Below are 25,561 nucleotides of genomic sequence, written 5' to 3'. Positions count from 1 at the left end.
GGTCATAAGCGAGCTGTATCGCCAGGTCGGAAGGCTGACCGGGCTGTTTCGCTTGAACGAGGCGGCTGCGCACCACAGCGCGGCCGGACTCGGGAGAAGTGACTGAAATGACGGCAGAACTGTCGGGAACCACCGCTCTGGTCACGGGCGCGACGAGCGGCATCGGGCGCGCGACGGCGGTGGCGCTGGCGAAGCTCGGCGCCCACGTGCTGGTGAGCGGTCGCGACGCCGGCCGTGGTGAGCAGGTGGTGAAGGAGATCGTCACCGAGGGCGGGCAGGCCGCGTTCCTGGCTTCCGACCTCGCCGACGCGGCCTCGGCGCAGGACCTCGCTTCTCGCGCCCTCGCGGTGACGGGACGCGTCGACGTGCTGGTGAACAGCGCCGGCGTGTTCCCCTTCGGCCCCACCGAGGACACGTCGGAGCAGGACTTCGACGCGGTGTACGCGCTGAACGTGAAGGCGCCGTACTTCCTCGTCGCGGCCCTCGCGCCGGCGATGGCCACGCGCGGCGCGGGGTCGATCGTGAACGTGTCCACCATGGTCGCCGAGTTCGGTGCCGCGGGCATGGGCCTCTACGGCTCCAGCAAGGCGGCGCTCGAGCTGCTGACGAAGTCGTGGTCCGCGGAATTCGGCCCGCGCGGCGTGCGCGTGAACGCCGTCAGCCCGGGCCCGACACGCACCGAAGGCACGGCCGTGATGGGCGAAAGCCTGGATCAGCTCGCGTCGCTCGCCCCTGCCGGCCGCCCCGCCGGCCCGGACGAGATCGCGGCGGCGATCGTGTTCCTGGTGACCGGCGGCGCGAGCTTCATCCACGGCGCGGTGCTGCCGGTGGATGGCGGACGGGTTGCGGTGTAAGGATTTCTCGGGTGGGTGAGCTGGCGCTTGTCGGGCGACGGCTCACCCATAGCTCCGTTGTGGACAAAACCTACTGGTGCTGCAGTTCCTTCGACTTCCGCAACAACCGCAGCGACCGCGAGTCCGCAAAGCCGGCACTGCGAGCTGCAGCCTCGAGAGTCGACCCGTCCGCCAGCAAGTGCTCGGCGTGTTCCAACCGCAGCGTTTGCTGATAGCGCAACGGAGTCATCCCCACCGCGTCGACGAAGTGCCGCGTCACGGTCCGCTCGCTGCAGCCCAGTTCCCGCGCCAGGGACGAAAGGCGCAGGGGTTCCGCGTAGCGCGTCTCGATCAGGTCCTGCACGCGATGCACCAGGTCGGACAGGTGGTTGCGGTGGCGGAGCAGGCCGGTGACGGACTGCTGGCCGTTGCGGCGTGCGTAGAAGACGAGCGAACGCGCGATGCGGCCTGCGACGCCGGGGCCGTGGGCGGTGGCGACGAGGTGCAGCGCCAGGTCGATGCCGCTGGCCATGCCGGCGGAGGAGGCGACGCGGCCGTCGACGACGTAGAGCACGTCGCGGACCACGGTGGTGGCCGGGTAGTGCAGGGCGAGGTCGTCTTGGAGGTCGTGGTGGGTGGTGCAGCGGTGACCGTCGAGCAGGCCCGCCTCGGCGAGGGCGACGGTGCCCGCGCAGACGCTCGCGACGAGGCCGCCCGCGGAGTGGTGGACGCGCAGCAGGTCGAGCCCGCGTGGCATGGCCGGGGCGACGCCCGGAGTGAAGCCGGCGCCGCCGGGGACCACGAGGATGTCGTCGCGGCTGAGGACGGGGACGCGGGTCGAGGCGCGCACTGGCAGACCCTCGGCGGTGGGCACGTCGGGTTCTTCGGCGAAGTAGGCCAGCTCGTAGGGCAGGCCCAGCGAACGCGCGGCGAGGAACACGTCGGCCGCGCCCGCGATGTCCAGCAGGTACGCCTGAGGTGCGAGCAGGAACACCACCCTCGTCATGAGCGCGACGCTACCCGCGAGCGTCCCCCGGACCGGCGGCATCGGCGCAGGTCCGGGAGACCTCGGGTAAGGGTGCTGCCCTCGTGGGCCCGGCAATGACGAAACTCGTCACGCCGCCAGCGAAGGCACCTGCTCGCCTTCGATCGGCGGCCCCGGCGGGGTGCCGTCGCCGAACGGACGGCCGCCCAGCTCTTCGCGGCCGTGCGGAGTCAGCCAGCCCGACAGGTCGGGTCCGGCGGGGATGACGCCCGTCGGGTTGATGGAGCGGTGCACCACGTAGTAGTGCTCCTTGACCTGGTCGAAGTCGATCGTGTCACCGAAACCGGGGGTCTGGAACAGGTCGCGCGTGTAGGCCCACAGCACCGGCATCTCGGTGAGCTTCTCGCGGTTGCACTTGAAGTGGCCGTGGTACACCGGGTCGAAGCGGACGAGCGTGGTGAACAGCCGCACGTCGGCCTCGGTGATGGTGTCACCGACGAGGTAGCGCTGGTTCGCGAGGCGCTCGGAGAGCCAGTCGAGACGGGCGAAGAGCGCGTTGTACGCCTTCTCGTACGCCTCCTGGGAACTGGCGAAACCGGCCTGGTACACGCCGTTGTTCACGTCGCGGAACACCTTGTCGGCGACGTCGTCGATCTCGTCGCGCAGGGGTTCCGGGTACAGGTCCGGCGCGCCTTCGCGGTGGTACGCGCGCCACTCCAGGGAGAGGTCGAGCGTCATCTGCTTGAAGTCGTTGGTCACGACCTGGCCGGTCGGCACGTCGACGATCGCCGGCACGGTGATGCCACGCGGGTACTGCGGGTCGCGCTTGAAGAAAGCCTCCTGCAGGCGCTCGATGCCCAGCACGGGGTCGCGCCCGCCCGGGTCGAGGTCGAACGTCCAGCTGCGCTGGTCGTGCGTCGGCCCGCAGATGCCCATGGACAGCACGTCTTCCAGGCCCAGCAGCCGGCGCACGATCGACGCGCGGTTGGCCCACGGGCACGCGCGGGCGATCACGAGGCGGTAGCGGCCGGGCTCCACAGGCCAGCCGTCGCGGCCGTCGGCGGTGATGCGGTCGGGGATGTAGTTCTGGTCGCGCTTGAACTCGCCCTTGTCGGCGGTCATGACACCACTTTCGTCGAAGGGTTGCAGGTCACTCGGGACACGGCTGGGCGCCGTCCGGCTCCAGCGCCGCGGCGACCCGCGCGAGGATCGGGCCCGCGCCGCGGATCTCATCGGGGGTCAGGTGGTCGAACAGGTGCGACCGTACGCGCGCGAGGTGCCCGGGGTAGGCGCCCGCGAGCTTCGCCCGACCCGATTCGGTGAGCGACGCGTTGGCCGCGCGGCCGTCGCTCTCGCACTTGACCTTCTCCACCAGGCCGCGCTTGACCAGGCTGTCGACGACGCGGCTGATGCGGCTGAGCGAGAGCGCCGTGGCCTTGGCCAGGTCGGACAGCCGCAGCCACCCCTCCTCGGCCTCGGACAGGGACACGAGCACGGTGTAGTCGGTCATCGAGATGCCGGTCTCGTTCACGAAATGGTCTTCCAGCACGCGCGGCAACACGGTGATGATCCGCGTCAACGGCCGCCACACGGCCTCTTCTTCCCTGCTCAACGGCACTCTGTCCACCATATGGGCAGTCTACCGGAATACTTGCTCGCGCAATCAGGTTATGTGGGCTAGAGTCTTGTTGAGCCCTCAACCAAGCGGTTGGGGGAGCGAACCCCGAAGGAAGAGATCTCATGACCAGCGCGACCACCACTTACCCCCAGCTGACCGGCGAATACACGATCGACGCCGCCCACAGCCGCATCGGCTTCGTCGCCCGCCACGCGATGGTGACGAAGGTCCGCGGCGCGTTCAACGAGTTCGACGGCACCTTCACCGTCGATGGTGAGAACCCGGCGAACTCGAGCGCCAAGGTCACCATCCAGGCGCACAGCATCGACACCCGCAACGCCGACCGCGACGGTCACATCCGCAGCAACGACTTCCTCTCGATGGACGAGTACCCGCAGATCACCTTCGTGTCCACCGGCATCACCCAGACCGGCGACACCAGCTTCGACGTGACCGGCGACCTCACCATCAAGGGCGTTGCCAAGTCCATCACCATCCCCTTCGAGTTCGAGGGCTCGGCGAAGGACCCGTTCGGCAACGACCGCGTGGGCTTCGAGGGCTCCACCACGATCTCCCGCAAGGACTACGGCATCACCTGGAACGCCGCGCTCGAGACCGGCGGCGTGCTGGTGTCCGACAAGGTCACCCTCGAGTTCGAGGTCTCGGCGATCAAGAACGCCTGAACCTCGCCTCAGACCCCGGGTAACCGGGTCGCGCAGGGCCGGCTCACCGACTTCGGTCGATGAGCCGGCCTGTCGGCGTTTCTGGGGGTCAGTTGTCCGGCAGCAGGGCTTCGCCGAGGCGGCGCCAGTGGGGCATGGCCGACGTGCCCGGCGGGGTGCCGATGACCTGGATCCCGACGTGGTCCGCACCCGCTGCGAGGTGGCCGCGGAGCTTCTCCACGACCGTATCGACGTCGCCCCAGAAGACGAGGGCGTCGATGAGGCGGTCGGAGCCGCCGTTCGAGATTTCGGCTTCGGTGTAGCCGAGGCGGCGGAATTTGGCGACGTTGTACGTCGACGTCAGGTAGCGCGCCAGATGTTCGCGCGCGGTGGCGCGGGCAACGGCCGGGTCGGGTTCGAAGAGGACGGCGTGCTCGACGCCCAGGAAGGCGTCCGGGCCGAGGATCTCGCGTGCTTGGGCGGTGTGGTCGACGGTGACGTGGTACGCGTGAGCGCCGGAAGCGCGGTCGCGCGCCAATTGCAGCATCTTGGGTCCGTAGGCGGCCAGGATGCGGCGGATCGGCGACGCGGGAGCAGGGTTCGGGCTCTGCACCGCGTCCATCTCGTCCAGGTACGCGGCCATGGCGGCCAGCGGTTTGACGTCGGAACGAGCGCCGCCGTAGCCGAGGCCGAGGACGTGGCGGCCAGGGTAGGCGTCGGCGAGCAGGTGGGCGGCGCCTTGTGTCCAGCGGGCCTCGCGGGACCAGATCTGCGCGATGCCGTTGACGACGTGCATCCACTGGGTCGCAGCGAGCAGGAAACCCGCGTGCGTCAGGGCTTCGCGGCCCAGCAGCTCCGGCACCCAGATCGCGCGCCAGCCCTGCTCTTCCAGCTCCTGCACCGAATCACGCATCAATGCGGCGGGCTGGTGTTCGAAGTCGAACGTCCAGATCCCGAACTTCCCCAGCCCGTCCATGCCATCTCCTCGAGTCACACATCGAAGTATCGCAGAATTACGATATGAAGCGCAACCACGAAGCCCGAGCCAGAACCACAGAGACCTACAACGTCTGACCCAGCACCGAAACCAGCGAAGCGATCCGCTCCTCGTCGCGCCGGTAGTGCGTCCACTTCCCCACCCGCGTGGACCGCACCAGGCCCGCGCGCTCCAGCTCCGCGAGGTACGCCGACACCGTCGACTGCGCCAAGCCCGCCTTCGCCTGGATGTGGCTCACGCAGACGCCGACGTCGAGGACTCCACCGTCCAGCGGGAAGTGCTGCGCGGGCTCACGCAGCCACGCGAGCAGCTGCAGCCGCACGGGGTTGGCCAGCGCGCGCAACGCCCGGACGACCTCGGGATCCGCGACTGTTTCCACACCGCCAGGATACCGCGCACGTTTCGCGGTATCCCGATCCGAACTAGCTCCGCCGCAGGTTCTCGATCGCCACGTCCAGCGCGTTCTCCAGATGCTCCGCCGACCCCGTGGACAGCAGCATTACCACCCCGCCCTGCAGCCCGGACAGCAAAGCCGACGCCGCACGCGAAGGGTCGACCGACGATCCCACCTCGCCGGCCGCCTGCAGGTGGCGGATGCCGGCCGCGAGCTCGGCGAGCCAGCGCTCCACCAGCTGCGTCGACACCGCCTGCGCGCCCGGGGTGTTGCGGCCCATCTGCGACATCACGACGTTGAGCGGGCAGAGCTGTCCCTGCTCGGTGTAGTGCGCCACCACGGTGTCGCGCCACGACTGCCACGCGTCCCACGTGCGCAGGGCACTGAGGTAGGGCTCCTGCGAACCGAGCACCTGCTCGGCCTCGAACTCCGCGACGGCCAGCAGCAGCTGCTCCTTGCCCTCGGGAAAGTAGTGGAACAGCTGGCTTTTGCTGGTGCCGGTGCGCGCACGGACGTCGTCGAGCGTGGTGTCGAACACACCGCGCTCGCGGATCTCCGCGGCGGCGCCCTCGACAATGCGCTGCCGGGTCGCGGCGCCCTTGGCGGTGAGTGTCTGGGTCACGAGCACACCTTTCTGGACTTGCCGGTCCAATCTAGCGCGGGCACGGTTGAACCCGCCAGTCCATTCCACGAAAGGAAGCTCCACCGTGACCTCACGTTTCGAAGGCCGCACCGCACTCGTCACCGGGTCGACGGGCGGGATCGGCGTCGCCATCGCGCGCGCGTTCGCCGCCGAGGGCGCCCACGTACTGGTGAGCGGCCGCGACGCCGAACGCGGCGAGAAGGTGACCGCCGGCATCGCCGAAGAAGGCGGCCGCGCCACGTTCCTGCGCGCCGACCTCACCACCGGCGCCGCCGTGCGCGAGCTCGTCGAAGCCGCCGAACGGGCAGCCGGCGGCGCGCTCGACATCCTCGTCAACAACGCCGCCCTGCTGATCTTCCCGTCGCCCACCACGGATCTGGCCGAAGAGCTCATCGACGCCGCGCTCGCCGTGAACATCAAGGCGCCGATGCTGCTCACCGGCCTGCTCGCGCCGGGCATGGCCGCGCGCGGCAGCGGCGCGATCGTGAACCTCGGCTCCATCAACGGCCTCGACGGGATGGCCGGCTCGGCGCTTTACAGCACCACTAAAGCCGCAGTGCACTCGCTGACCAAGTCGTGGGCCGCCGAGTACGGGCCGTCGGGCGTGCGCGTGAACACCGTCGCGCCCGGGCCCACGTTCACCGAGCGCATCGCCGGGTCCGATCAGGCGCTGGAGCGCGTGCAGCCGATGCTCGCGACCATCCCGTCGCGGCGCGCGAGCACGCCGGAGGAGATCGCGAACGCCGTGCTGTTCCTGGCGGGCGACGACGCGCTGAACATCCACGGCACCACGCTCAGCGTCGACGGCGGCTACTCGGCCGTGCGGTCGGCCTGAGTCAGAAGGCCGTGCCGCCGTCCGACCAGCTCGTCTCGCCGAAGTCCTCGTCGTCCACCGCCGCACGACGAGGACGCGGCTGCGGTTTCGGAGCCGGTTCGGGGGGCTCCGGCGCCGAGGCCGCGGCGGTTTCGGCGGGCTCCCCCGCGGCTTCCGGCACCCCGTTCGGCCACACGCACGGCGAGGTCGCCCCGAGGTACAGCTTGCCGAGGTCGTTGGCCTGGATCGACATGTCGAAGCTGTCGGAAGCGTTGCGCACGAACACGTATTGGTCGGTCGGCCGCCGATCGGTGACGACGGTGAAGCCATGCGCCCGCCACCAGGTGACGACGGCGTCGAAGTGCTCGCCGAACGCCGCCACCTGCACGCCGGTGATCTCGTAGGTCACCGAGATCTCGAAGCGCCCTGGCGGGCCGTCGTCGGTCGGGTCCGTGCACTCGGACCGGTTCTGCGAGAACAAGGTGCGCGACGCGGTGCCCGGCAACGCCTCGAACGCGGCGCGCACGTAGTCCTCGACCCGGTCGTGGGCTTGTTTCTCGGTCATCGTGGTTTCCATGGCCCCACCTCCGGGGGAGCAGGCGACACAGGTCAGCAGGACGGTCAGCGTGGCGAGCGCGCGGCGGGCGCTCACCCCGGCTTCCCCGCGATGATGCGGCCGAAGCTGCGCAGCGAGGGGTTGTTGTCCTCCCAGTACTGGCTGTGCGCCGCACCGGAAAGCCCGCCCTCGTACCACGGCCCCTTGGTGCCGGGCGCGGAGTCGAAGACCTGGCCGCCGAAGCCCGAGCCCGCCGGGTTCGGGCCCAGCGGGTCGTGGCCGGCGACGCCGACGTTGGTGATCTTGATCATGTCGTGCTCGGCGACGGTGGAGTGCACGTGCTGCGCCACCTGGTCCTGCGGCACGCCGTCGAGGTGCAGCTGGTTCGCGTGGTCGACGCCGACGCCCGGGCTCGCGACGAACACGATCTCGTCGGCGTCGAGGCCACCGTCGCGCGCGGCGTGGCCGACTACCGTGGTGCCGTAGCTGTGGCCGAGCACGGTGTTGTGCGACGGCGTGCCGTCGTGCGAGGCGCGCAGGCCTTCCTCGAAGTTCGAGAGGTCGGCTTTTCCGTGGTCCGCATAGCTTTCGCCGGCCGCGTCCCACAGTTCGTCCGGCGCGTCGTATCCGACCCACGTGATCACGGACGGCGAGGGCGAACCCGCCATCGTCGCCGACTGCCACATCTTGTCCGAGCGCCCGAGGTCGCCGCCGATCTTCGAGAGCTCACTGCCGGTGCCGGGCACGTACGTGGCGACATCCGTTGCGGTGTCGGGGTTTCCCGCGGCGACCACGGCTTTGCCGTCGCCGCTGGTGTCGAGCTGGACCAGGTACGCCTGCGGCTTGCCGGGACCGGTGCCGTTCAGGCGATTGTCGATGTCGGTGAGCCCGCGCAGCTTCGCCTTCGCGTCGTCGCTCGGATCGTTGCGGAGACGGGTCATTTCCCGTTGCAGGACAAGGCGGTTGGCGGCGTCACGGTCCTTGACGGGGACGCCGTCGAGGTTGCGCACGAGGTCCGGGTTGTCGCGCAGGATCGTGCCCTGCGAGGTGGTCGACAGGCTGTCCCACCACGCGCGGTTGTCGCCGGGCGTGCCGCCCTGCGGCGGGCCGATGGTGGACAGGCCGCTCTGCGCGGCGCCGGCGTCGGCCGCCTGCGCAAGGGTTGTGGCGCCTTGGTCGGTGATCTCGCCGCGCGCTGCGCGTGTGAGGATGGCCGCGAAATCGGCGTCGACATCGGTGGCCTGGCGCAGGATCTGCTCGATCCGGTCGGAGAGCTCGACGCGGATCCGCTCGTCGGGTGCCGCTCCCGGGCCCGGCACGGGGGTGACCCAGCCGCCGTCGTCGATGGCGAACCCGTTGTGCGAAGCCAAATCGTCGGTATCGCGCACGTCGGCGGTGATCCGTTCCACGGCCAGCTGCGTCTCGTGCGCGCCACGCCGCACGGCCGAAGCCTCGGCCACGAGCTGTTCGAGTCTCGTGGTCAACGCGGTGCCGCGAGCCCGCGCGGCCGTCGCGGCGTCACCGGTCCAGCCGTCGAGGCGCGACATGCCTTCGACGTCGCCGTCGGCGGCCAGGAGTTGCTCGCAGCGTTGGTTCAGCAGATCGGCCACCGTGCCGATCGCCCCGGCGTTCCAGCTCCGCACATCGCCCCAGGTGATCACCGGCCCGCCCCGTTCACGTCGTCCGCGGCCTGCTGCTCGGTGCCGCGGTAACCGCGCGCGGCGTCGTCGAGCTGTTCGCCGTACGCGTCCGCGTCGGTCGCCCACTGCGGCACGGCCTCGTGCCAGACATCGCTCAGCTGCGCCGCCGCGGTCGCGCTTGTCCCACCCGGCATCCCGGTCGCGATCCCACTGAGCGGGCCGGCGAGGTCCACCGGACGCACGGTCGCGGCCGCGCGGTGGGCGTGGCCCGCCGCCTCACTCACCGTCGCCGGAACGACTTCGAACCCCGCGCCCATGCGTACCTCGTCTTCCCCAGATGACCAGACGACACCGTACGACGAACGGCGTATGCGCGCGGTTCCGAGACGACACCGGAAATCCGGATTGTCTGTACCACCGCGCCTGACCTGGGCACTCTCGCCCTTACCCCGTCCACATATGTGAACACCAGTCACGTGACTGAATAGTTATCAGCCGGTGTATTGCCCACGGATGAGCTGCGTGTGAATGTGTACGGCGAAGTTCGTCGGAACGCGCCGGCGGATTTGGCGGCTGAACGTTCCGTGACGAGGAAAGGCGTCGCGGGCGGGGGAACCAGCCGTTTCACAGCCCTGCGCTGTGAAACTCCGGCGCGCCCAGCCAGGAAACCCGGCTATTCGAGACCCACCATGCTCGGCCCGACGGCGCTGGCCACCCCCCAGCGAACCGGACCGGCCGGCCAGCCCCAGAAAGAGACGGCTCGGCAATGACACAGACAGCCGCGGCGCGGCGGCCCATCAACAGGACCACGTTGTACTTCTTCGGTGCCCTCGGCGGCATCCTGTTCGGTTACGACCTCGGTGTCATTTCGGGTGTGCTGCCGTTCATCGGCAAGACCTGGAACCTGACCGGGTGGGACAAGGGCGTGATCACCGCCAGCCTGTCGGTCGGCGCGATCGTCGGTGCTCTCTTCTCCTCGCGGATGAACGAGAAATTGGGCCGGCGCCGCACGATCATGGTGGCCGCGGTCATCGTCATCATCGGCACGATCGCGGCGAGCGTCTCGCTGAGCTTCGCGCTGCTGATCATCTCGCGGCTCGTGATCGGCGTCGGCATCGGATTTTCCTCGTCCACGGTGCCGACCTACCTGTCCGAGCTGGCCCCGGCCCGCCAGCGCGGCGCCATGGGCGCGCTCAACCAGATCTTCATCGTGCTCGGCATCCTGATCGCGTTCCTCGTGAGCTACGGCCTCGGCCCGTCCGGCAACTGGCGGCTGATGTTCGCCGGTGCCGTCGTGCCGGCCGTGATCCTGCTCGTGGGCCTGATCTTCCTGCCCGAGACGCCGCGGTGGCTGCTCGCCAACGGCCAGGAGGAGCAGGCGCGCTCGGTGCTCAAGAGCTCGCACGGCAACTCGGTGAACGTCGACGAGGAGATCAGCACCATCCGCGAGGTCATCCGCCTCGACACGGAATCGGCCAAGACGCGCTTCCGCGACCTGTGGGCGCCGATGGTGCGCCCGATGCTGATCGTGGCTCTGCTGCTCGCCGTCGGCCAGCAGTTCAGCGGTGTCAACGCGGTCAACGCGTACTTCCCGACGATGCTGATCGGCCTCGGCTTCGCCACGCAGGCGGCGCTGCTGTCCGGTGTGCTGCTGGGTATCACGAAGTTCCTGTTCACCGCGTGGGTGGTGTTCGTCGTCGACCGCTGGGGCCGCAAGCCGCTGCTGTTGATCGGCAACGTGCTCATGGTTATCACGCTCGTCGCGGCCGGGTTCATCGTGATCGAGGTGCACGACGTGACCACCAAGGGCATCCTGATGCTCGTCGCGATGGTGCTCTACCTGGTGGGCTACGAGCTCGGCTGGGGCGCGGTCGTGTGGGTCATGATGGCCGAGGTGTTCCCGCTCAAGGCCCGCGCGGCGGGCATGGGCATCAGCAGCGTGGTGCTGTGGGCCGCCACCGGCATCATCAGCGCGATCTTCCCGATCATCTCCGATCCGGGAGCGCTGGGGCTCGGCGGTTCGATGTTCCTGTTCGCGGGGATCAACGTCGTGCTGTTCGGTCTCACCAAGTGGCTGGTCCCCGAGACCAAGGGCCGCACGCTCGAGCAGATCGAGCTCGACCTGCGCGGGCGCCACAAGGCGCGCGCCAAGGCCGAAGCGGCCTGATCACCTCCGCCCGGACGGCCGGGGTGCGGCGTTCGCGCCGCACCCCGGCTGCCGTCGTTTTCAGGTCCGCGTCAGGTCCACTTCGGACAGAATTTGCCGCGCGGAGTTGGCACAGCGGTGATCACGGTGCTGTACTGCCACCAGAGCGCGAGGAGGTGGCGGCATGACCGAGCCGGACGGGACACCGGGCCGGCACCGCGTGTCCGATCCCGCCGAAGGCACCGGCGAACCCGACGACCTGTCGCTCGTGCGGCCGTACGCGCGCACCCGCACGCCCGTGCACGTCAGCCACGACCTCGCGCTCGAGACACTGGTCTCGACCACTGAGCTGGGCCGCCGGCTGAGCCGCCTGCTGCGGGAGCCCTACGGCAGCGCGTGCGAGCTGTGCGTGTCCACGGTGTCGGTCGCCGAACTGTCGGCGTACCTCAATCTCTCGATCGGCACCGCCCGCGAACTGGTGGACGAACTGCTCAACGAGGAGCTGCTCCACGCCCACCCGCCGGTCGGCGCGTACGACGCCCAGGCCCGCGCGCAGACGCTCGACCGCATGCTCGGCGGGCTCGACCGGCTGTAGCACCGCGGATATCCTCGGCGCGGTGACGACTTCCGTGGCCCGGTTCGACCGGTGGATCAGGAACGAGTTCGTCGAGTACAACACCGCGCTGGAAGAGGCGTACTTCGCCGAGCGGCGCGAGGTCCTCGACGGCCGTCCCGACCTGGACGAGCTCAAGCGCGCCATCGTCGCCGAAGGCCACCACCTGATCGGCCGCATCCTCGACGAGGGCGCGCTACCCGTGGTAGAGCGGGAGAAGTACCAACTTCTCGGAATGGTGGGCTACCACCTCGCTGCCTGCCGGAGGCACGAATCGGTTGCGCCGGGTGCCGAGGAGCTGTCGTCCGCCTGGTCGCTGGCATCGTTGCTCGGGTCCTCGCTGGGTGTGGCGCCGCGGTTCGTTTTCGCGCACCAGGCGATGTACAACCCGGCCAGCGGCGGGCAGTTCCAGACCTTCACTTCACTCGAAGACGAGGCTGTTTTCCTGACCAACAACGGGCTGGCCGTCTTCGCTTACCAACGCGCGGCCGAGGCCATCCGACGGATTGTTCCGATCGGGGTGTCGAGCCCGCTTTCGGCGTATTTGCTGGAGACGGCGCGGGCGGCGCTGGAAGACGTGCTGCAGTTCAACCGGACGCTGTCGAAGACGTTGGATGTGGAGCGATTCTTCTTCAACGTGCGGCCGTACTTCAAAACCTATCGCGTGGGCAACGCCGAATACCGTGGCGCGAACGCCGGCGACTTCTCCGCGATCAATGAACTCGACGTCCTGCTGGGACTGGCGACCACGCGGGATCCGTTCTACCAGAACGTGGTGGTGGAGAAGTACCCGTACGTGACCCCGGAGGACCAGGTGCGACTGCGGGCGATCGGTGACGAGGAATCACTGCTCACGCGATTCCTGAGGGAAGCCGAGAGTTCACCCGGCCCGCACCTGAGCCGCAACGCGGAACTGTTCATCGCCCTGTGCCGCGCCCATGGTGCCGCGTACACCTACCACCACCACAAGCTTGTTTTGCCGTTCCTCGTCGAACCCGCGAAAACGGCGCCACCGGAACGGCTTTCGGAACTCACCGCGAGCGGTCCGCCGTTGGAGGTCGTGGTTTCCGGTCTTTCGTACCTGGCGGATCTGCGTTCGGCCCGCGACCGGCCCGGAAAACCGTCGGCTCGAAAAGACCTCGACCGGCTCCGGGAACTGGTTTCGCCCGGAACCGGTGACGGCCACCCTGCGTCACTCACCGCATCGGCCCAGTAACTACGCGGGTCCGGCGGCGACTTTCCCACCGTTGATTCCGATCGACGAAAGGGAAGTGAAGCCTTGAGACCGAGAATGTGGGCCGGCGCCGCAACGCTGGCCGTGACGGCTCTTGCCATGAGTGCGATACCGGCCGCGGCCGTGACCGGGAACCTGCCGGGTGGATCGAGCATCGCGGTCACCGTGACCGGGCCGGCCGAGGACACCGTGATCCCCCAGGGACCCGCGACCGTCACCGGCACCGCGTCGGTGGGCACCGGCGCGGCGGTGAAGGACACCGGGCTCACCTACGTGCTCGACGTGTCCGGCAGCACCGGCTCCGGCTGCGCGAACACCACCGTGCTGGGCTGCGAGATCGCCGCGGCCAAGGCGCTCAACAACGACGCGGCGGCCCCGAACACCGTGATCGGCAGCGTCGGCGCGGCCGTGTTCGGCAGCGGCGGCGAGGCGGCCGACGTGCGCCCCGCGGCCGGCGACCAGCCCCTGACCACCCCGACCGCCGACGACAACGGCAACGGCACCCGGGACATCAACGAGGTGCTCGACTCGGCCGTGATCGGCGGCGTCGGCAAGTTCACCGCGAAGAGCTTCCCGAGCGGCACGGACTACGTCGCCGGGATCAACGCCGCGAAGACCGTGACGAACGCGCAGACCGAGAACCGCAAGGTCGTGGTCTTCCTCTCCGACGGCATCGCGGGCGGTGACGTGCGGCCGCCGCTGAGCTCGGTGCCCGCGAGCGTTACGTACTACACGTTCGCCGTCGGCGCGGGTGCGAGCTGCGCCGGGACCTCGTACGCGGCGAGCTTGCAGGCCATCGCCGACCTCACCGGCGGCACCTGCACCGCCGTGCCCGACCCCGCGAACCTGCCCAACGTGCTCCCGGGCGTGATCGACTCGCAGCTCAGCGCGCTGACGCTGTCGGTCGACGGCGGCGGCGCGACCCCCGTGACGAACGTGAACCCCGGGCTGCCCCGCACGGGTCCGGCGTCCGTCACGTATTCCGTGGCCACCGGCGACCTCGCGCCGGGGCGCCACGAGCTGTGCGTGACCGCGCACGGCACCGACGGCGGCGGCCCGGGCACCGTGGCCGACTGCACGCACGTGATCGTGAACGCGCCGCCGGTCGTCGCGCCGGGCGGTCCGTACGCGGGTCAGGAGGGCACGGCGATCTCGCTGGCCGGCACGGTCACCGATCCGGACGGGCCCGCCGGCACGCGGCACTGGAGCGTCGCGCCGGGCTCGGGCGTCGACGCCGGTGCGACGTGCTCCTTCGGCGACGCGGCAGCGCCGAGCACCACCGTGACGTGTGACGACGACGGGGTGTGGACCCTCACGCTGACCGCCGACGACGGCGTGAACCCACCGGTCTCGCGCACGACGAACCTGACCGTGTCGAACGTGGCCCCGCACGTGAGCGTCACCGCGCCGGCCACGGACGCGGTGTTCAACCACGGGGCGGCGGTGGCGGTGACCGCACCGTTCACCGACGTCGGCAAGCACGACACGCACACGTGCACCGTCGACTACGCGGACGGTTCGCCGCTTGTCACGGGTTCGGTCTCGGAGACCCCGGGCTCGGGCACCTGCGCGGCTTCGCACGCATACACGGTTTCGGGCACGTACAACGTGCTCGTGCGCGTGACCGACGACGACGGTGGTGCGGCGACCGCGATCGTGCGGATCATCGTGAACGATCCGCCGGTGGTGGTGGCCGGCGGCCCGTACGCGGGTCAGGAGGGCACGGCGGTTTCGCTGGTCGGTTCGGTGTCCGATCCGGACGGTCCCACGCTCGCCACGCACTGGAGCGCGGCTCCACAGTCCGGTGTGGACAGTGGAACTTCCTGTGCCTTCAGGGATCCCGCCGCGTTGTCCACCACGGTGACCTGTGACGACGACGGTGTGTGGACGCTGACGCTCTCGGCCGACGACAGCCTGCACCCGGCCGTGCTGAAGACCACCACGCTGACGCTGACGAATGTCGCGCCGCACGTGAGCATCTCGTCGCCGCCCGACGGGCAGCTTGTGCTGCGCAACGCGTCCATCGGCGTCACCGCGCCGTTCACCGACATCGGCCGGCACGACACGCACACCTGCACGGTCGACTTCGGTGACGGTTCGCCGGTGGCCACGGGCGCCGTCGCCGAGACGCCGGGTTCGGGCACCTGCACCGCTTCGCACGCCTTCACCGGCGTCGGCGCGCACAACGTGCTGGTCACCGTGACCGACGACGACGGTGGCGCGGCCACCGCCGTGGTCAAGATCGTGTCGTACGTGCGGGCCGAGGCGTGGTCGCTCAGCGCGAGCGGCCTGATCAACGTCAGCAAGACGCCGCTCGCCGGCTGCCCGCCGAACAGCGACCACACCACGGCTTCGCTGAACGTGCTCGGGCTGGCCTCCGTCGAGGCCCTCCACGCCGACTGCACCCTCGACGCCGCCACCGGCCGCACCAACGCGGGCGCTCTCGTCTCGGGCGCGTCGCTGCTGGGTGGCGTGATCTCGCTGACGGACATCCAGTCGTCCTGCGTCGCCGACGAGTCGGGCCTGCACGGGTCTTCCCGCGTGGGCACGCTGAACGGCCAGCCGATCGGCACCGAGCCGGTCACCATCGGCATCCCCGGCGTGGCGACCGTTCACCTCAACGAGACGGTCACTGGACCGAACGGCCAGCTCGCGCAGTACGCCGTGCGGGTGGTGACGCTGCTCGGCCAGGAGGTCGTGCTGTCGGGTTGCCGGATGGGCTTCTGACGGCGAGGGGTTCCGGCGGTCGTTGATGGTCCCCGGAACCCGTTCGGCCGATTCGGACGTACGTGACAAGGGAAATAGGGCCGGGGATGAATTGTTATCCCGGCAGGGTGGACAGACCGCTTGGAAAATGTCTTGTCAACCCGATCGGGTGAGTAAGGAAAAAAGTCCACCGGCGCATTAGGCGAGGAGGCAGAGAACGTGAATCGGCCCGGCACCCGTCAAGAGGGTGCCGGGCCGGTTCGCGGGGAACGGTCAGCAGCTGATGAGCAAGCTGGTGACGGCGTGGCAGGAGCGCGACGCCTTGTCGTTGGCCGAGTTGGGGTCCGTCGGGGAGCTCGCCTGGCGCTGGGCCGTGGTGGTGAGCGTGCCGAGGGTCAGGAGGCCGGCGCGGGCCGTGAAGCTCGCCTTGGCCGAGGAGCCCGAGGGCAGGGACGCGATGTTGCAGGTGACAGTGCGGCCGGAAGCCGTGCAGTTGGAGGACTTCGAGTACTGAAGGCCGTTGGCCAGCGTCGCCTGGAGCTTGACGCCGGTGGCGGTGGCGGGGCCGGCGTTCTTGGCGGTGATCGTGTACGTGATCTCCGAGCTGAGGACGCCCGCGGGGGCGGCGGTCAGGGACACGGCGACGTCGGCGGAGTCGGTGGCCGGGGTGACGGTGATGGCCGGGCCGTCGAGGGTTTCGAAGGCGAAGTTGTCGCCCACGAACTGGTCCTGCAGGGTGATCGAGCCGGTCGGAGCGGTGTCCTTGACCTTGAGAGTGAAGGTGACCGTGGCGCTCTGGCTCGGCGCGAGGTCGCCGACGGTCGCGCGGAGGCTGCTGCCGAGCACGCCGCACGCGACGTTGCAGGACACCACGTCGGCGACGTCGGTGATCGGCGCCTCTTTGCCGTACAGCGCGGCCTTGGCGCCGGTGACGACGAAGTCCTGCGGGTTGTACAGCGTCTCGGTGACCGTGAAGGTCTCACCGCGCTGCAGGCTCGTGGGGCTCACGTCGATCGCGCTGCTGGGCGGGGCCGCGAGCGCCGCGCCGGGCGCCACGAACAGCATTGCGGCGGAGGCCGCCACCATCGAGAGAATGGTGATACCACGCCGACGTCTTTGCTTGTCCATGCTTTCTCACTATTTCGTCCGAGGGGTACCGCTCTGGCATTTTCGGGAAGACTCGGGAAAACGTAGCTGCCCCTCCGTCGCCCGAAGCCCTTCGTTCGTTACAGCGCCATTCAGAGCATCCGCCGCTGATCCACAGTGAGTTTTTCACCTGATGCAGGCAAATCCAGGTGAAGATCAGTCAGGCAACAGCGGCACCGACATCCCGGGGTCGTGCCCCAGCAACGACCCGCGCGTGATCGCCGCGCTCCCGAACCGGTCGCGGATCCCGTCCACGGCCGAGTCGAGGACCACCCCGTCCTCGATCTCGAACGGCAGCACGAGCTGCACCGACCCGTGCGGCGTCAGGTTCGAGAACGAGATCCCCAGCAGCGTGAGCCCCCGGTCGTAGACCAGCGATTGGGCCTCCACCAACAACTTCCGCGCCGCGGCCAGCAACGTCTCGGTGTGGTCGGTCGCCTCGACCAGCGTCCGCGACCGCGTGGCCCGCGTGAAGTCGGCGAACCGCATGCGCAGCACCACCGTGCGCGTGAGCCGCGACGCCGACCGCAGCCGCCGGGCCAGACGGTCCACAATGGACACAAGAAGCTCGTCCAGCTCCGCCATCGACCGCCGCCGGCGCCCCAGGGCCCGCTGCGAACCCATGGACCGCCGACGCCGCCCGACCTGCACCGGGCGCGGGTCCAGACCGTGCGACAGCGCGTGGAGGTGGTGCCCGGCTCCCCGCCCGAGCATCGACACCAGGTCCACCTCCGGCAGCTGCGCCACCTGCCGCACGGTGCGGATCCCGCGTGAGTGCAGCTTTTCCGACGTCACCTTTCCCACGCCCCACAGCCGCTCCACCGGCAGCGGGTGCAGGAACTCCAGCTCCCCGTCGGGCGGCACGACCAGCAACCCGTCCGGTTTCGCCACCGCACTGGCCACCTTCGCGAGGAACTTCGTACGCGCCACCCCCACCGTGATCGGCAGCCCGACGCGCGCCAGCACCTCGGCCCGCAGCCGCCGCGCGATCTCCGACGGACTGCCCGCGATGCGCCGCAGCCCGCCCACGTCGAGGAACGCCTCGTCGATCGACAGTCCCTCCACGACCGGCGTCGTGTCGCGAAAGACCTCGAACACGGCCTTGCTCGCCGCGCTGTACGCCGCCATCCGCGGCGGCACCACCACCGCGTGCGGGCACAGCCGCAGAGCCTGCGCACCGCCCATGGCCGTGCGCACGCCCAGCCGCTTCGCCTCGTAACTCGCCGCCAGCACCACCCCGCCCCCGACGATCACGGGCCGGCCGCGCAGGCGCGGATCGTCGCGCTGCTCGACCGACGCGTAGAACGCGTCGAGGTCGGCGTGGAGGATGGGGCCTTCAGTCGACACGAACACATGTTCGCATCGAACACCGACAAAAGCGGTGCCTTTGTCACCTGAATGGCCTAATATCAGCCGTCGGACCGCTGCATTCGCGCGAGTGCCGAGGCGACGAGGGCGACGGCCGGGTCGCCGTCCTTGGTCAGCTGCTGAAGGAGATCTTCGGCTGCCGGCAGCTCGGCGAGCGCCTGCGTCAGCCGGATCCGCACGGCCGAATCCGACGTGTGGGCGGCGAGCTCGTCGGCCAGCGCGGCCTTGATCGGGCCGGCGCACGAGGCGTCCAGAGACAGCGCGCCCAGGACCTCGGCCGCCTCGACGTCGTTGGGCCCGTCCACCACCATGGCGACGAGCGTCGGCACGGCCTCGGGAAAACCGCGGCCGCCCAACGCCAAAGCTGCCCGCGTGCGCACCGTCGGGTCCGAGTCCCCGAGCGCTTCACGAAGCACCGCCGTCGCGTCCTCCCCCGGCAGCGAGGCGATCGCCCGGACGGCGCGCCGCCGGACTTCGACGTCGTCGGAACGCACACCCGTCGCCAGGCTCGCCAGCCCGTCGCCGCCGGCCCGCGCGAGCGCCCACCTCAGGGCACCCGCGACGTTCTGGTCGGGTTCGGCGAGCACCGCCTCCGCCAGCAGCTCCGCCGGCATCTCCTCCACCGGGGCCAGCGCGGCCTGCTGCCGGCGCGCGGCATCCGGCGAGTCGAGCCCGTGCAGCAGCTCGACCAGGCGCAACACGTCCTGCCAGGCCGGCGGCGCCGACGCGTCGACCCGGCGCAGCCGCTCCAGTAGCTCCTGCTCGCGCTTCAGCCGGTCTTCGGTCCGCCGGATCAGCTCACCGACCAATGTGGACGGTGCGAAAGCCGGATCCTCCAGCGCTCGGCCGATCTCGCGCAGTGACAACCCCAGCGACCGCAGGCTTTCCACGTGGAAGATCCGCCGGATGTCCTCGGCGGAGTACTCGCGGTAGCCGCCGACGGTGCGGCCGGTGGGACGCACCAGCCCGAGGGTGTCGTAGTGCCGGAGCATCCGGGCACTCACCCCCGAGCGGCGCGCCACCTCACCGATCAGCACCGGCCACCTCCGCCGCACGTTCCGGTCCGAGCGCGGCGATCCGCTTAGCCTCGTCGACGGCCGGGTCGAACGCCGCCTCCGGGTCGCGCAGCAGCCGCTCCGTCGCGCGGGCGTGCGCCCGCACCACCGGGTCGGCACTCGCCAGCGCCGTCAACAGCATCGGCTCGATCACGTCCCCGAGCGCGACGAGCGCCCGGCTCAGGCTCAGCTTCACGTTCCGGTCCCCGCGTCCGAGCTGCGCCGCCAGGTCCTCGGCCAGCGCGGGTTTTTCCACCTCGGGCACGAGCACGACGGCCGCCCGCCACGCACTCCGCGCGACCTCGTCGTCGGCGTCGCGCAGCAACGACCGGCTGATCTCGGGCCAGACACTCGCGTCGCCGATCTTGGACAAGGTGTGCAGCGCCTGGCTCCGGGCCTGGGCACGCCCGGACCGCAGCTCCACGACGAGCCTGGGCACGGTGAGCTCCGCCGGCAGCCGCGTCAACGCCCACGTGAGCATGTCGCGCACGAAGAAGTCCGGCTCCACCGCGCACCGCGCCACGAGCGTCTCGAGGAGCCCGGGGTCGGCGTCGGTGCCGGTCGCCAGAGCCGCCTGCAGCCGCACCGACGAGTTGGCGGCGCTGAGTGCTTCGAGCAGGTTGGGGTTCTTGTGTGGCGTGTTGATCGGGACCACCTCCTGCAACCCAGTGAAGACCTTGTCACGATGTCAAGGTCAAGTTCGGCCCGCGACTTCACCATCGGGACCGGTCCCCTCGCGCCGAACACCGTGAGCGCATGCCGGGTCAGCCGAGGAATCGGGCCGGCCGATCGGCGATCTTCGCGGCGATCAGCCTCACGAGCGCGCTCAGTCTCAGCGCGTGCCGGCAGCCGGCTCCGGCCCCTGACCGTGCCGTGGCCCGGCCGCTCAGCCGCGGAAGCGCAGCCCGTCCAGCAGCAGGTCGAGCAGCCGCCCGGCTTGCTCGCGTTGCGAAGGCCGGCCGGCCGCCAGGGCGATGCCGCTGAGTCCGATGAGGACGTCGTCCACGAGGACGTCGTCGCGGAGGGTGCCGGCGGCGATCAACGGGGAGACCAGCTGCTCGATGGTCGAGTTCAGGCGGTCGCGGCTGTGGGCGTAGGGGTTGCCACCGGAGGCGATGACGGCGCGCAGGGCGTCGGACATGCCGATCTTCGTGGTCATGTAGTCCACGAAGCGGTCCATCCACGTGCGCAATGCCTCGTAGTGCGGCAGCTCCTGCAGGAGCGCGGGGCCGGCGTCGCACAGCTGGTCCAGCTCGTTGCGGTACGCGGCCTCGATCAGGGCCTCGCGCGTCGGGAAGTGGCGGTACAGCGTGCCGATGCCGACGCCGGCGTCCTTGGCGATCGCGTCGAGCGTGGCGTCGAGGCCCTTCTCGGAGAACAGCCGCACCGCGGACGCGAGCAGGAGGTCGCGGTTGCGCCGTGCGTCCGCACGTTGTGGTTTCGTCACAGCGGCTTGGTCACCTCTCCCCTTTTCCTTCCCGTCAACTCAAGCATACTTGCGAACGGAGGGTCCTCCGGTTAATGTCGGACTCAAGCGGAGGCTCCTCCGAATCGAGTCCAGAACAGGAACGCCATGCGCATCACCACCCCGTTCACCAGGGAATCCACCGCCGCCGACGTCAGCGCGGGCGTCGACCTCACCGGCCGCCGCGCGATCGTCACCGGGGGCGCGTCCGGCATCGGCGTCGAGACGGCCCGCGCGCTCGCGCAGGCCGGGGCCGGGGTCACGCTGGCCGTCCGCAACACCGAGGCCGGGCACCACACGGCCGCGGCGATCACGGCGGCCACGGGCAACGCGGCGGTCGACGTCAAGCACCTCGAGCTGGCCGACCGCGACTCCGTCGCCAAGCTGGCGAGCGACTGGCAGGGCCCGCTCCACATCCTCGTGAACAACGCCGGCGTGATGGCCGAACCACTCAACCGGACGCCGGAAGGCTGGGAGCACCAGTTCGCCACCAACCACCTCGGCCACTTCGGCCTCGCGCTCGGCCTGCACGACGCCCTCGCCCAAGCCGGCGACGCGCGCATCGTGTCCGTGAGCTCCAGCGCCCACCTGCGCTCGGGCATCGTCTTCGACGACATCCACTTCGAGCGCCGCGAGTACGACCCGTGGTCCTCCTACGGCCAGTCGAAGTCCGCGAACGTGCTCTTCGCCGTCGAGGCCACGCGGCGCTGGGCCACCGACGGGATCACCGCCAACGCCCTCATGCCCGGCGGCATCCGCACCAACCTGCAGCGCCACCAGGCCGACGACCCCGAATTCGCCGAGATCGCCAGGACCTACGCGTGGAAGACCACCGAGCAGGGCGCGTCGACCTCGGTGCTGCTCGCCGCGTCTCCCCTGCTGGCCGGCGTCGGCGGCCGCTACTTCGAGGACAACAACGAAGCCGAGCCCCACGTCCCGCCGTCACACGACGGCGTCGCGGCCCACGCGCTCAACCCTGAAGCCGCGACGCTGCTGTGGGAAGTCTCGCTGGAGCTGCTCGCGCGCTGACCCGACGGTCGGCCTGCGCCGCTCGGGTCGTTCGGGCCGGATCAGCGTGCGGGTGCGCGCGATGTCTGCTTAGGGTCGTTCGGTGCGGCTCGTGCTGTTCGACCTCGACAACACCCTCGTCGACCGGGCGGAGGGTTTCCGGCGCTGGGCTTGGGAGTTCTGCGCGGAACACCGCCTGACGCCCGACGACGCCGCCTGGCTCGCATCCGCCGACCAGGACGGGCTCGCCCCGCGCGACGTCTTCTTCAAGGACGTGCGCGACCGGTTCGCCTTGCGGGACACCGCGGCGGAGCTGCTCGAGTCGTACCGGCAGCGGCACCCGGCCTTGATCCCCGCCGCGCCGGGCGTACTGGCCGGCCTGCCGCGGTTGCGGGGGGCGGGCTGGCGGATCGGCGTGGTGACCAACGGCAACGCCGAACAGCAGCTCGCCACCCTGCTGTGCGCGGGCGTCGCGGGGCTCGTGGACGGGTGGGCGATCTCGGAGCACGAAGGCGTCGGCAAGCCGGACCGACGGCTGTTCGAGATCGCGGCTGCACGCTGCGAGGCGCCGTTGCGCGACGGCTGGATGGTCGGCGACGGCGAGGAGACCGACGTCGCCGGCGGCCGGGCCGCGGGGCTGCACACGGTGTGGGTCGATCGCGGGCGCGCGTGGGGTGGGGACGAAAAGGCCCCGGACCACATCGTTGCCGACGCGGCCGGGGCCATCGAGCTGCTGCTGGAGTGAGGCCTCAGCCCTCGCGGGCGATCTTCCAGACGCCGCCCTCGTCGACCATCGTGTAGGTGTGGGCTTCAGTGGACGTCAGGCCCGACTTCTTGACGTAGTGCACCACCGCGCTCACTTGGTTCTGCCCGGCCTGTTTCACGTCACTGACGCTGACACTGGCGATGCCGCCCCAGAAAGACTTGTAGCTCGCGATCGACTGGGTGCTGCCGTGCGACTCGAACGACTTGGCCAGCAACGAGTAGCCCTGATCGATGTTGCCCGGCAGCACGTTGAAGTAGTTCTGCACCGCGGCGACCATGTCCTGCGGCGAGCTGACCGAACTGCTCGACGGCGAAGACGGTGGGGTGCTGGGCAGCGACGGCTTGCTCGGCGGCGGTGTCGTCGGCGTTGTCGGTGTCGTCGGCGGGTTCGTGGTCGGAGCCGGGGAGTTCGCGGACGACGAGTTGACCACCGGCGACGCGCCACCGGCGGTCGGGGTCGTGCCGCTGTTGCGGTTCACCAGCACGATCACCACGACGACGACCACCACGAGCACCGCGCCGACGCCGGCGAGGACCATCGAGCGCCGTCTTCGATCGACGGGTGCCGGGGCGGGAGTCGTCGGAGCGACGGCCGGAGCCGGAGCGGCCGGGAGCGGCGCGGGCACCGTCAGCGGGATCGGCACCGACGCGACGGGCGTGACGCCGCCGTCGAGCTCCCGCAGCTCGGTGAGCACCTCGGCCATCGACGGCCGGTCTTCGGGCTTGAGCTCCAGCAGCTTCAGCAGCAGCGGCTCCAGTTTCCCCGCCTGCTTCGGCGGGGTGATCGAACCGCTGGACACGCGGTACAGCAACGCGATCGCGTTGTCCGCCGTGCCGAACGGCGGCGCGCCCTCCACCGCCATGTAAAGCGTGGCGCCGAGGGCGAAGACGTCGGAAGCGAACATGGCTTCTTCGCCGCGCGCGACTTCGGGCGCGAGGAACGCGGGCGTACCGGAGATTTCGCCCGTCGCCGTCAGCGTGACGTCGCCGACCGCGCGGGAGATGCCGAAGTCGGTGACCTTGACGGTGCCGTCTTCGCCGAGCAGGACGTTGCCCGGCTTCACGTCGCGGTGCACGATGCCGGCGCGATGCGCGGCGGTGAGCACGCCGGCCAGCTGCACGGCGATGGGGATGACCTCGTCGACGGTCAGCGGGCCGTCGTCGTGCAGCTTCGCCGAGAGGCTGCGCGAGGGGAGGTACTCCATGATCAGCCACGGGCGGTCTTCGTACTCGACCACGTTGAACACGGAGATGGCGTTGGGGTGCTGCAGGCGTGCGGCGATGCGAGCCTCGCGCATGGCGCGACTCTTCGCCTCGGCGACCTTCTCCTCGCCCTGGTTCATCGGCATGAGGAGTTCTTTCACCGCGACGACGCGGCCGAGGATCTTGTCCTCGCCGCGCCAGACCATGCCCATGGCTCCGCTGCCGATGAGCTCGACGAGCTGGTAGCGACCGGCGATCTGCCGGCTCTCCTCGGTCAACGAAAAACCCCTCAGTGCGACGTTCACGGACGGCGATCGCCAAGTTTTTCACGGCGCTCGCCCGGGCGTCCCTACGACCCACCGGTGGGTGCGGGGGTTGCTCCGCGTGGCCGACCCGGGACACTCTGATCATATGAGCGCCGAGGCCCCGTCATTCCGAAACGTGTTCGGCGTGACCGAATTCCGGGCCCTGTGGCTCGCGCACGTGCTGTCGGTCGCCGGTGATCAACTGGCTCGCGTCGCGCTCACGGTTCTCGTGTTCGACCGTACCGAATCCGCGGGCTGGGCGGCGCTCACGTACGCGTTGACTTACCTGCCCGATCTGCTCGGCGGCGCGCTCGGCGGCCTTGCCGACCGGTTCCCGCGCCGCACGGTGCTCGTGGTGGCCGACGTGCTGCGCGCCGTGCTCGTGGCCGTGATGGCGATTCCCGGGCTGCCGTGGCCGGTCGCGGCGGCGTTGCTGGTGGTCGTGCAGCTGGCGGCGGGGCCGTTCCAGGCGGCGCGGCAGGCCGTGCTGCCGGACATCCTCGGGCCGGACCGGTTGCCCGTCGGCCAGGCGATGTTGTCCTCGACGTACCAGGCGGCGCTCGTGATCGGCTTCGGCGCCGGCGCGGCGGTGGTCGCGTGGCTCGGGGTGACGGGCGCGCTGGCGGTGGACGCGGTGACGTTCGCGGTGTCGGCGCTCGCCTTGCGCTGCGGGTTGCGGCCGCACCCGGTCGACGTCGTCGAGCGGGGTCCCGCGGCGGCCTCCCAGTGGGCTTCGCTCGTCGCGGGCTGCCGGCTGGTCGGGCGAGACCGGCGGCTGCGGTCGTTGCTGGCGATCGCGTGCTGCAGCGGGTTCTACGTGGTGCCCGAAGGCCTGGCCGTGCCGATCGCCGCGCAGCTCGGCGGCACGGGGGTGCTGCCGTGGCTGCTCATCGCCAACCCCGTCGGGTCGCTGCTCGGCGCGGTGCTGCTCAGCCGGCTGCCACGCGTGCGTCAGGCACGGCTACTGGGGCCGCTCGCCGTGGCGACCAGCCTGGTGCTGCTGCCGACGGCCTGGACACCCGGGCTCGTCATGATCGTGATTTTGTGGACCTTGTCCGGAATGTTCTCCGCGCACGACTTGATCACGCAGGTGCAGTACAGCCTGGCCGCCCCGCCCGAGCAGCGCGGCCAGGTGATCGGCGTCGCGATCGCAGCGCTGCGGGCGTCGCAGGGCCTCGCCATCGCGGCCGCCGGGGCGCTCGCGCAAGTGCTCGCGCCCACGACCGTGGTGGCCGTCGCGGCCGTCGCCGGTGCGACGGTCGCCGCCCTCGCCGCCACGGCGTGGCTGCGCGCGGCGTGGGGGCCGCCCCGGGGGCAGCGGCGGGGCGCGCGCCCCGCCCCGCGCCGTACCCCACGCCGCCCCGCCGCCCCGCCCCCCCCCCCGCGCCGGGGCGGCGTACGGCGT

The 25,561-nt window shown here is 70.3% G+C and carries 25 protein-coding genes; 10 read left to right on the top strand and 15 right to left on the bottom strand.

The features are described from left to right. Window positions 1-107: 107 nt before the first annotated feature. A complete protein-coding gene (locus ABZU76_RS42950; RefSeq protein ID WP_354881514.1) occupies window positions 108-854 on the top strand; it encodes an SDR family oxidoreductase in 747 nt (248 codons plus the stop codon). Window positions 855-924: 70 nt separating this feature from the next. Here ABZU76_RS42950 and ABZU76_RS42945 read toward each other — a convergent pair whose 3' ends face one another. The 3 genes from ABZU76_RS42945 to ABZU76_RS42935 all read right to left on the bottom strand — a co-directional run bounded on the left by ABZU76_RS42945 (window position 925) and on the right by ABZU76_RS42935 (window position 3,448). After that, window positions 925-1,839: a DJ-1/PfpI family protein gene (locus tag ABZU76_RS42945; protein WP_354881511.1), complete on the bottom strand. Its 915-nt coding sequence runs from the start codon at window positions 1,837-1,839 to the stop codon at window positions 925-927. Between the two features lie 108 nt (window positions 1,840-1,947). After that, window positions 1,948-2,940, bottom strand: a complete 993-nt coding sequence (locus ABZU76_RS42940; RefSeq protein ID WP_354881508.1) for a glutathione S-transferase C-terminal domain-containing protein — start codon at window positions 2,938-2,940, stop codon at window positions 1,948-1,950. A 28-nt stretch (window positions 2,941-2,968) separates the two neighbouring features. Beyond that, on the bottom strand, window positions 2,969-3,448 hold the full coding sequence (locus tag ABZU76_RS42935) for a MarR family transcriptional regulator (protein ID WP_354881505.1): 480 nt from the start codon (window positions 3,446-3,448) through the stop codon (window positions 2,969-2,971). A gap of 110 nt (window positions 3,449-3,558) precedes the next feature. Here ABZU76_RS42935 and ABZU76_RS42930 point away from each other — a divergent pair, with 110 nt between their 5' ends. After that, on the top strand, window positions 3,559-4,119 hold the full coding sequence (locus ABZU76_RS42930) for a YceI family protein (RefSeq protein ID WP_354881502.1): 561 nt from the start codon (window positions 3,559-3,561) through the stop codon (window positions 4,117-4,119). A gap of 88 nt (window positions 4,120-4,207) precedes the next feature. Here the strand turns inward: ABZU76_RS42930 and ABZU76_RS42925 are convergent, their stop codons facing one another. From ABZU76_RS42925 to ABZU76_RS42915, 3 genes are all read right to left on the bottom strand, one after another. Further along, entirely contained in the window at window positions 4,208-5,074 is an 867-nt protein-coding gene (locus ABZU76_RS42925; protein WP_354881499.1) for a TIGR03620 family F420-dependent LLM class oxidoreductase, read from the bottom strand. An 85-nt stretch (window positions 5,075-5,159) separates the two neighbouring features. After that, window positions 5,160-5,474 (bottom strand): metalloregulator ArsR/SmtB family transcription factor, encoded by a 315-nt coding sequence (locus tag ABZU76_RS42920; protein WP_354881496.1) that lies wholly within the window; start codon window positions 5,472-5,474, stop codon window positions 5,160-5,162. Window positions 5,475-5,517: 43 nt separating this feature from the next. After that, complete coding sequence (locus ABZU76_RS42915; RefSeq protein WP_354881493.1) at window positions 5,518-6,111, bottom strand: TetR/AcrR family transcriptional regulator; 594 nt, start codon at window positions 6,109-6,111, stop codon at window positions 5,518-5,520. A gap of 85 nt (window positions 6,112-6,196) precedes the next feature. Between ABZU76_RS42915 and ABZU76_RS42910 the strand changes: the two genes are divergently transcribed. Then, window positions 6,197-6,967 (top strand): SDR family oxidoreductase, encoded by a 771-nt coding sequence (locus ABZU76_RS42910; RefSeq protein ID WP_354881490.1) that lies wholly within the window; start codon window positions 6,197-6,199, stop codon window positions 6,965-6,967. A 1-nt stretch (window position 6,968) separates the two neighbouring features. Here the strand turns inward: ABZU76_RS42910 and ABZU76_RS42905 are convergent, their stop codons facing one another. Genes ABZU76_RS42905 through ABZU76_RS42895 form a run of 3 tightly spaced genes read right to left on the bottom strand, consistent with a single transcriptional unit; the run spans window position 6,969 to window position 9,459 of the window. Beyond that, complete coding sequence (locus ABZU76_RS42905; RefSeq protein ID WP_354881487.1) at window positions 6,969-7,598, bottom strand: hypothetical protein; 630 nt, start codon at window positions 7,596-7,598, stop codon at window positions 6,969-6,971. Continuing rightward, window positions 7,595-9,163 (bottom strand): alpha/beta hydrolase, encoded by a 1,569-nt coding sequence (locus tag ABZU76_RS42900; protein WP_354881484.1) that lies wholly within the window; start codon window positions 9,161-9,163, stop codon window positions 7,595-7,597. The genes ABZU76_RS42905 and ABZU76_RS42900 overlap by 4 nt, the downstream gene beginning before the upstream one ends. Next, on the bottom strand, window positions 9,160-9,459 hold the full coding sequence (locus ABZU76_RS42895) for a type VII secretion target (protein ID WP_354881481.1): 300 nt from the start codon (window positions 9,457-9,459) through the stop codon (window positions 9,160-9,162). The genes ABZU76_RS42900 and ABZU76_RS42895 overlap by 4 nt, the downstream gene beginning before the upstream one ends. A 449-nt stretch (window positions 9,460-9,908) precedes the next feature. On the opposite strand from ABZU76_RS42895, the gene ABZU76_RS42890 reads away from it, so the two are divergent. The 4 genes from ABZU76_RS42890 (at window position 9,909) to ABZU76_RS42875 (ending at window position 15,862) form a co-directional block, all read left to right on the top strand. Beyond that, the gene (locus ABZU76_RS42890; protein ID WP_354881478.1) at window positions 9,909-11,309 is read left to right on the top strand and encodes a sugar porter family MFS transporter; all 1,401 of its coding nucleotides are present in this window, start codon (window positions 9,909-9,911) and stop codon (window positions 11,307-11,309) included. Between the two features lie 163 nt (window positions 11,310-11,472). Further along, window positions 11,473-11,883: a DUF742 domain-containing protein gene (locus ABZU76_RS42885; RefSeq protein WP_354881476.1), complete on the top strand. Its 411-nt coding sequence runs from the start codon at window positions 11,473-11,475 to the stop codon at window positions 11,881-11,883. 22 nt (window positions 11,884-11,905) lie between these two features. Further along, window positions 11,906-13,117, top strand: coding sequence for a monodechloroaminopyrrolnitrin synthase PrnB family protein (locus tag ABZU76_RS42880; protein WP_354881474.1), 1,212 nt, complete (start codon window positions 11,906-11,908; stop codon window positions 13,115-13,117). A gap of 117 nt (window positions 13,118-13,234) precedes the next feature. Beyond that, window positions 13,235-15,862, top strand: coding sequence for a choice-of-anchor P family protein (locus ABZU76_RS42875; RefSeq protein ID WP_354881471.1), 2,628 nt, complete (start codon window positions 13,235-13,237; stop codon window positions 15,860-15,862). A 252-nt stretch (window positions 15,863-16,114) separates the two neighbouring features. On the opposite strand, the gene ABZU76_RS42870 is transcribed toward ABZU76_RS42875, so the two are convergent. From ABZU76_RS42870 to ABZU76_RS42850, 5 genes are all read right to left on the bottom strand, one after another. Then, window positions 16,115-16,927 (bottom strand): hypothetical protein, encoded by an 813-nt coding sequence (locus ABZU76_RS42870; protein ID WP_354881468.1) that lies wholly within the window; start codon window positions 16,925-16,927, stop codon window positions 16,115-16,117. Window positions 16,928-17,143: 216 nt separating this feature from the next. Continuing rightward, window positions 17,144-18,340 carry a DNA polymerase IV gene (gene dinB / locus ABZU76_RS42865; protein WP_354881465.1) on the bottom strand — a complete coding sequence of 399 codons (1,197 nt, stop codon included), beginning with the start codon at window positions 18,338-18,340 and terminating at the stop codon, window positions 17,144-17,146. A 56-nt stretch (window positions 18,341-18,396) separates the two neighbouring features. After that, window positions 18,397-19,392, bottom strand: coding sequence for a HEAT repeat domain-containing protein (locus ABZU76_RS42860; protein WP_354881462.1), 996 nt, complete (start codon window positions 19,390-19,392; stop codon window positions 18,397-18,399). Continuing rightward, window positions 19,379-20,065: a HEAT repeat domain-containing protein gene (locus tag ABZU76_RS42855; RefSeq protein ID WP_354881684.1), complete on the bottom strand. Its 687-nt coding sequence runs from the start codon at window positions 20,063-20,065 to the stop codon at window positions 19,379-19,381. Before ABZU76_RS42855 ends, ABZU76_RS42860 begins: the two co-directional genes overlap by 14 nt. Before the next feature lie 231 nt (window positions 20,066-20,296). Next, window positions 20,297-20,857: a helix-turn-helix domain-containing protein gene (locus ABZU76_RS42850; protein ID WP_354881459.1), complete on the bottom strand. Its 561-nt coding sequence runs from the start codon at window positions 20,855-20,857 to the stop codon at window positions 20,297-20,299. Between the two features lie 126 nt (window positions 20,858-20,983). Between ABZU76_RS42850 and ABZU76_RS42845 the strand changes: the two genes are divergently transcribed. Both ABZU76_RS42845 and ABZU76_RS42840 read left to right on the top strand, forming a co-directional pair. Continuing rightward, window positions 20,984-21,904, top strand: a complete 921-nt coding sequence (locus ABZU76_RS42845; protein ID WP_354881456.1) for an SDR family NAD(P)-dependent oxidoreductase — start codon at window positions 20,984-20,986, stop codon at window positions 21,902-21,904. Window positions 21,905-21,986: 82 nt separating this feature from the next. Beyond that, window positions 21,987-22,628, top strand: a complete 642-nt coding sequence (locus ABZU76_RS42840; protein WP_354881454.1) for an HAD family hydrolase — start codon at window positions 21,987-21,989, stop codon at window positions 22,626-22,628. A 4-nt stretch (window positions 22,629-22,632) separates the two neighbouring features. On the opposite strand, the gene ABZU76_RS42835 is transcribed toward ABZU76_RS42840, so the two are convergent. After that, entirely contained in the window at window positions 22,633-24,129 is a 1,497-nt protein-coding gene (locus ABZU76_RS42835) for a serine/threonine-protein kinase (RefSeq protein WP_354881451.1), read from the bottom strand. Between the two features lie 172 nt (window positions 24,130-24,301). Between ABZU76_RS42835 and ABZU76_RS42830 the strand changes: the two genes are divergently transcribed. Then, the coding region (locus ABZU76_RS42830; protein WP_354881448.1) for an MFS transporter at window positions 24,302-25,561 on the top strand (1,260 nt) is incomplete at its 3' end.

It is taken from the genome of Amycolatopsis sp. NPDC005232 (assembly GCF_040607795.1).
GTDB lineage: Bacteria > Actinomycetota > Actinomycetes > Mycobacteriales > Pseudonocardiaceae > Amycolatopsis.
This window is presented reverse-complemented; position numbering and strand designations above follow the sequence as displayed.

Bases quoted from the DNA above. Each gene is read 5' to 3' on its own strand.
- ABZU76_RS42875 (WP_354881471.1), top strand. From the start codon at position 13,235: ATGAGTGCGATACCGGCCGCGGCCGTGACCGGGAACCTGCCGGGTGGA.
- ABZU76_RS42935 (WP_354881505.1), bottom strand. From the start codon at position 3,448: ATGGTGGACAGAGTGCCGTTGAGCAGGGAAGAAGAGGCCGTGTGGCGG.
- ABZU76_RS42950 (WP_354881514.1), top strand. From the start codon at position 108: ATGACGGCAGAACTGTCGGGAACCACCGCTCTGGTCACGGGCGCGACG.
- ABZU76_RS42945 (WP_354881511.1), bottom strand. From the start codon at position 1,839: ATGACGAGGGTGGTGTTCCTGCTCGCACCTCAGGCGTACCTGCTGGAC.
- ABZU76_RS42895 (WP_354881481.1), bottom strand. From the start codon at position 9,459: ATGGGCGCGGGGTTCGAAGTCGTTCCGGCGACGGTGAGTGAGGCGGCG.
- ABZU76_RS42870 (WP_354881468.1), bottom strand. From the start codon at position 16,927: ATGGTGGCGGCCTCCGCCGCAATGCTGTTCGTGGCGCCCGGCGCGGCG.
- ABZU76_RS42890 (WP_354881478.1), top strand. From the start codon at position 9,909: ATGACACAGACAGCCGCGGCGCGGCGGCCCATCAACAGGACCACGTTG.
- ABZU76_RS42930 (WP_354881502.1), top strand. From the start codon at position 3,559: ATGACCAGCGCGACCACCACTTACCCCCAGCTGACCGGCGAATACACG.
- ABZU76_RS42925 (WP_354881499.1), bottom strand. From the start codon at position 5,074: ATGGACGGGCTGGGGAAGTTCGGGATCTGGACGTTCGACTTCGAACAC.
- ABZU76_RS42940 (WP_354881508.1), bottom strand. From the start codon at position 2,940: ATGACCGCCGACAAGGGCGAGTTCAAGCGCGACCAGAACTACATCCCC.
- ABZU76_RS42845 (WP_354881456.1), top strand. From the start codon at position 20,984: ATGCGCATCACCACCCCGTTCACCAGGGAATCCACCGCCGCCGACGTC.
- ABZU76_RS42885 (WP_354881476.1), top strand. From the start codon at position 11,473: ATGACCGAGCCGGACGGGACACCGGGCCGGCACCGCGTGTCCGATCCC.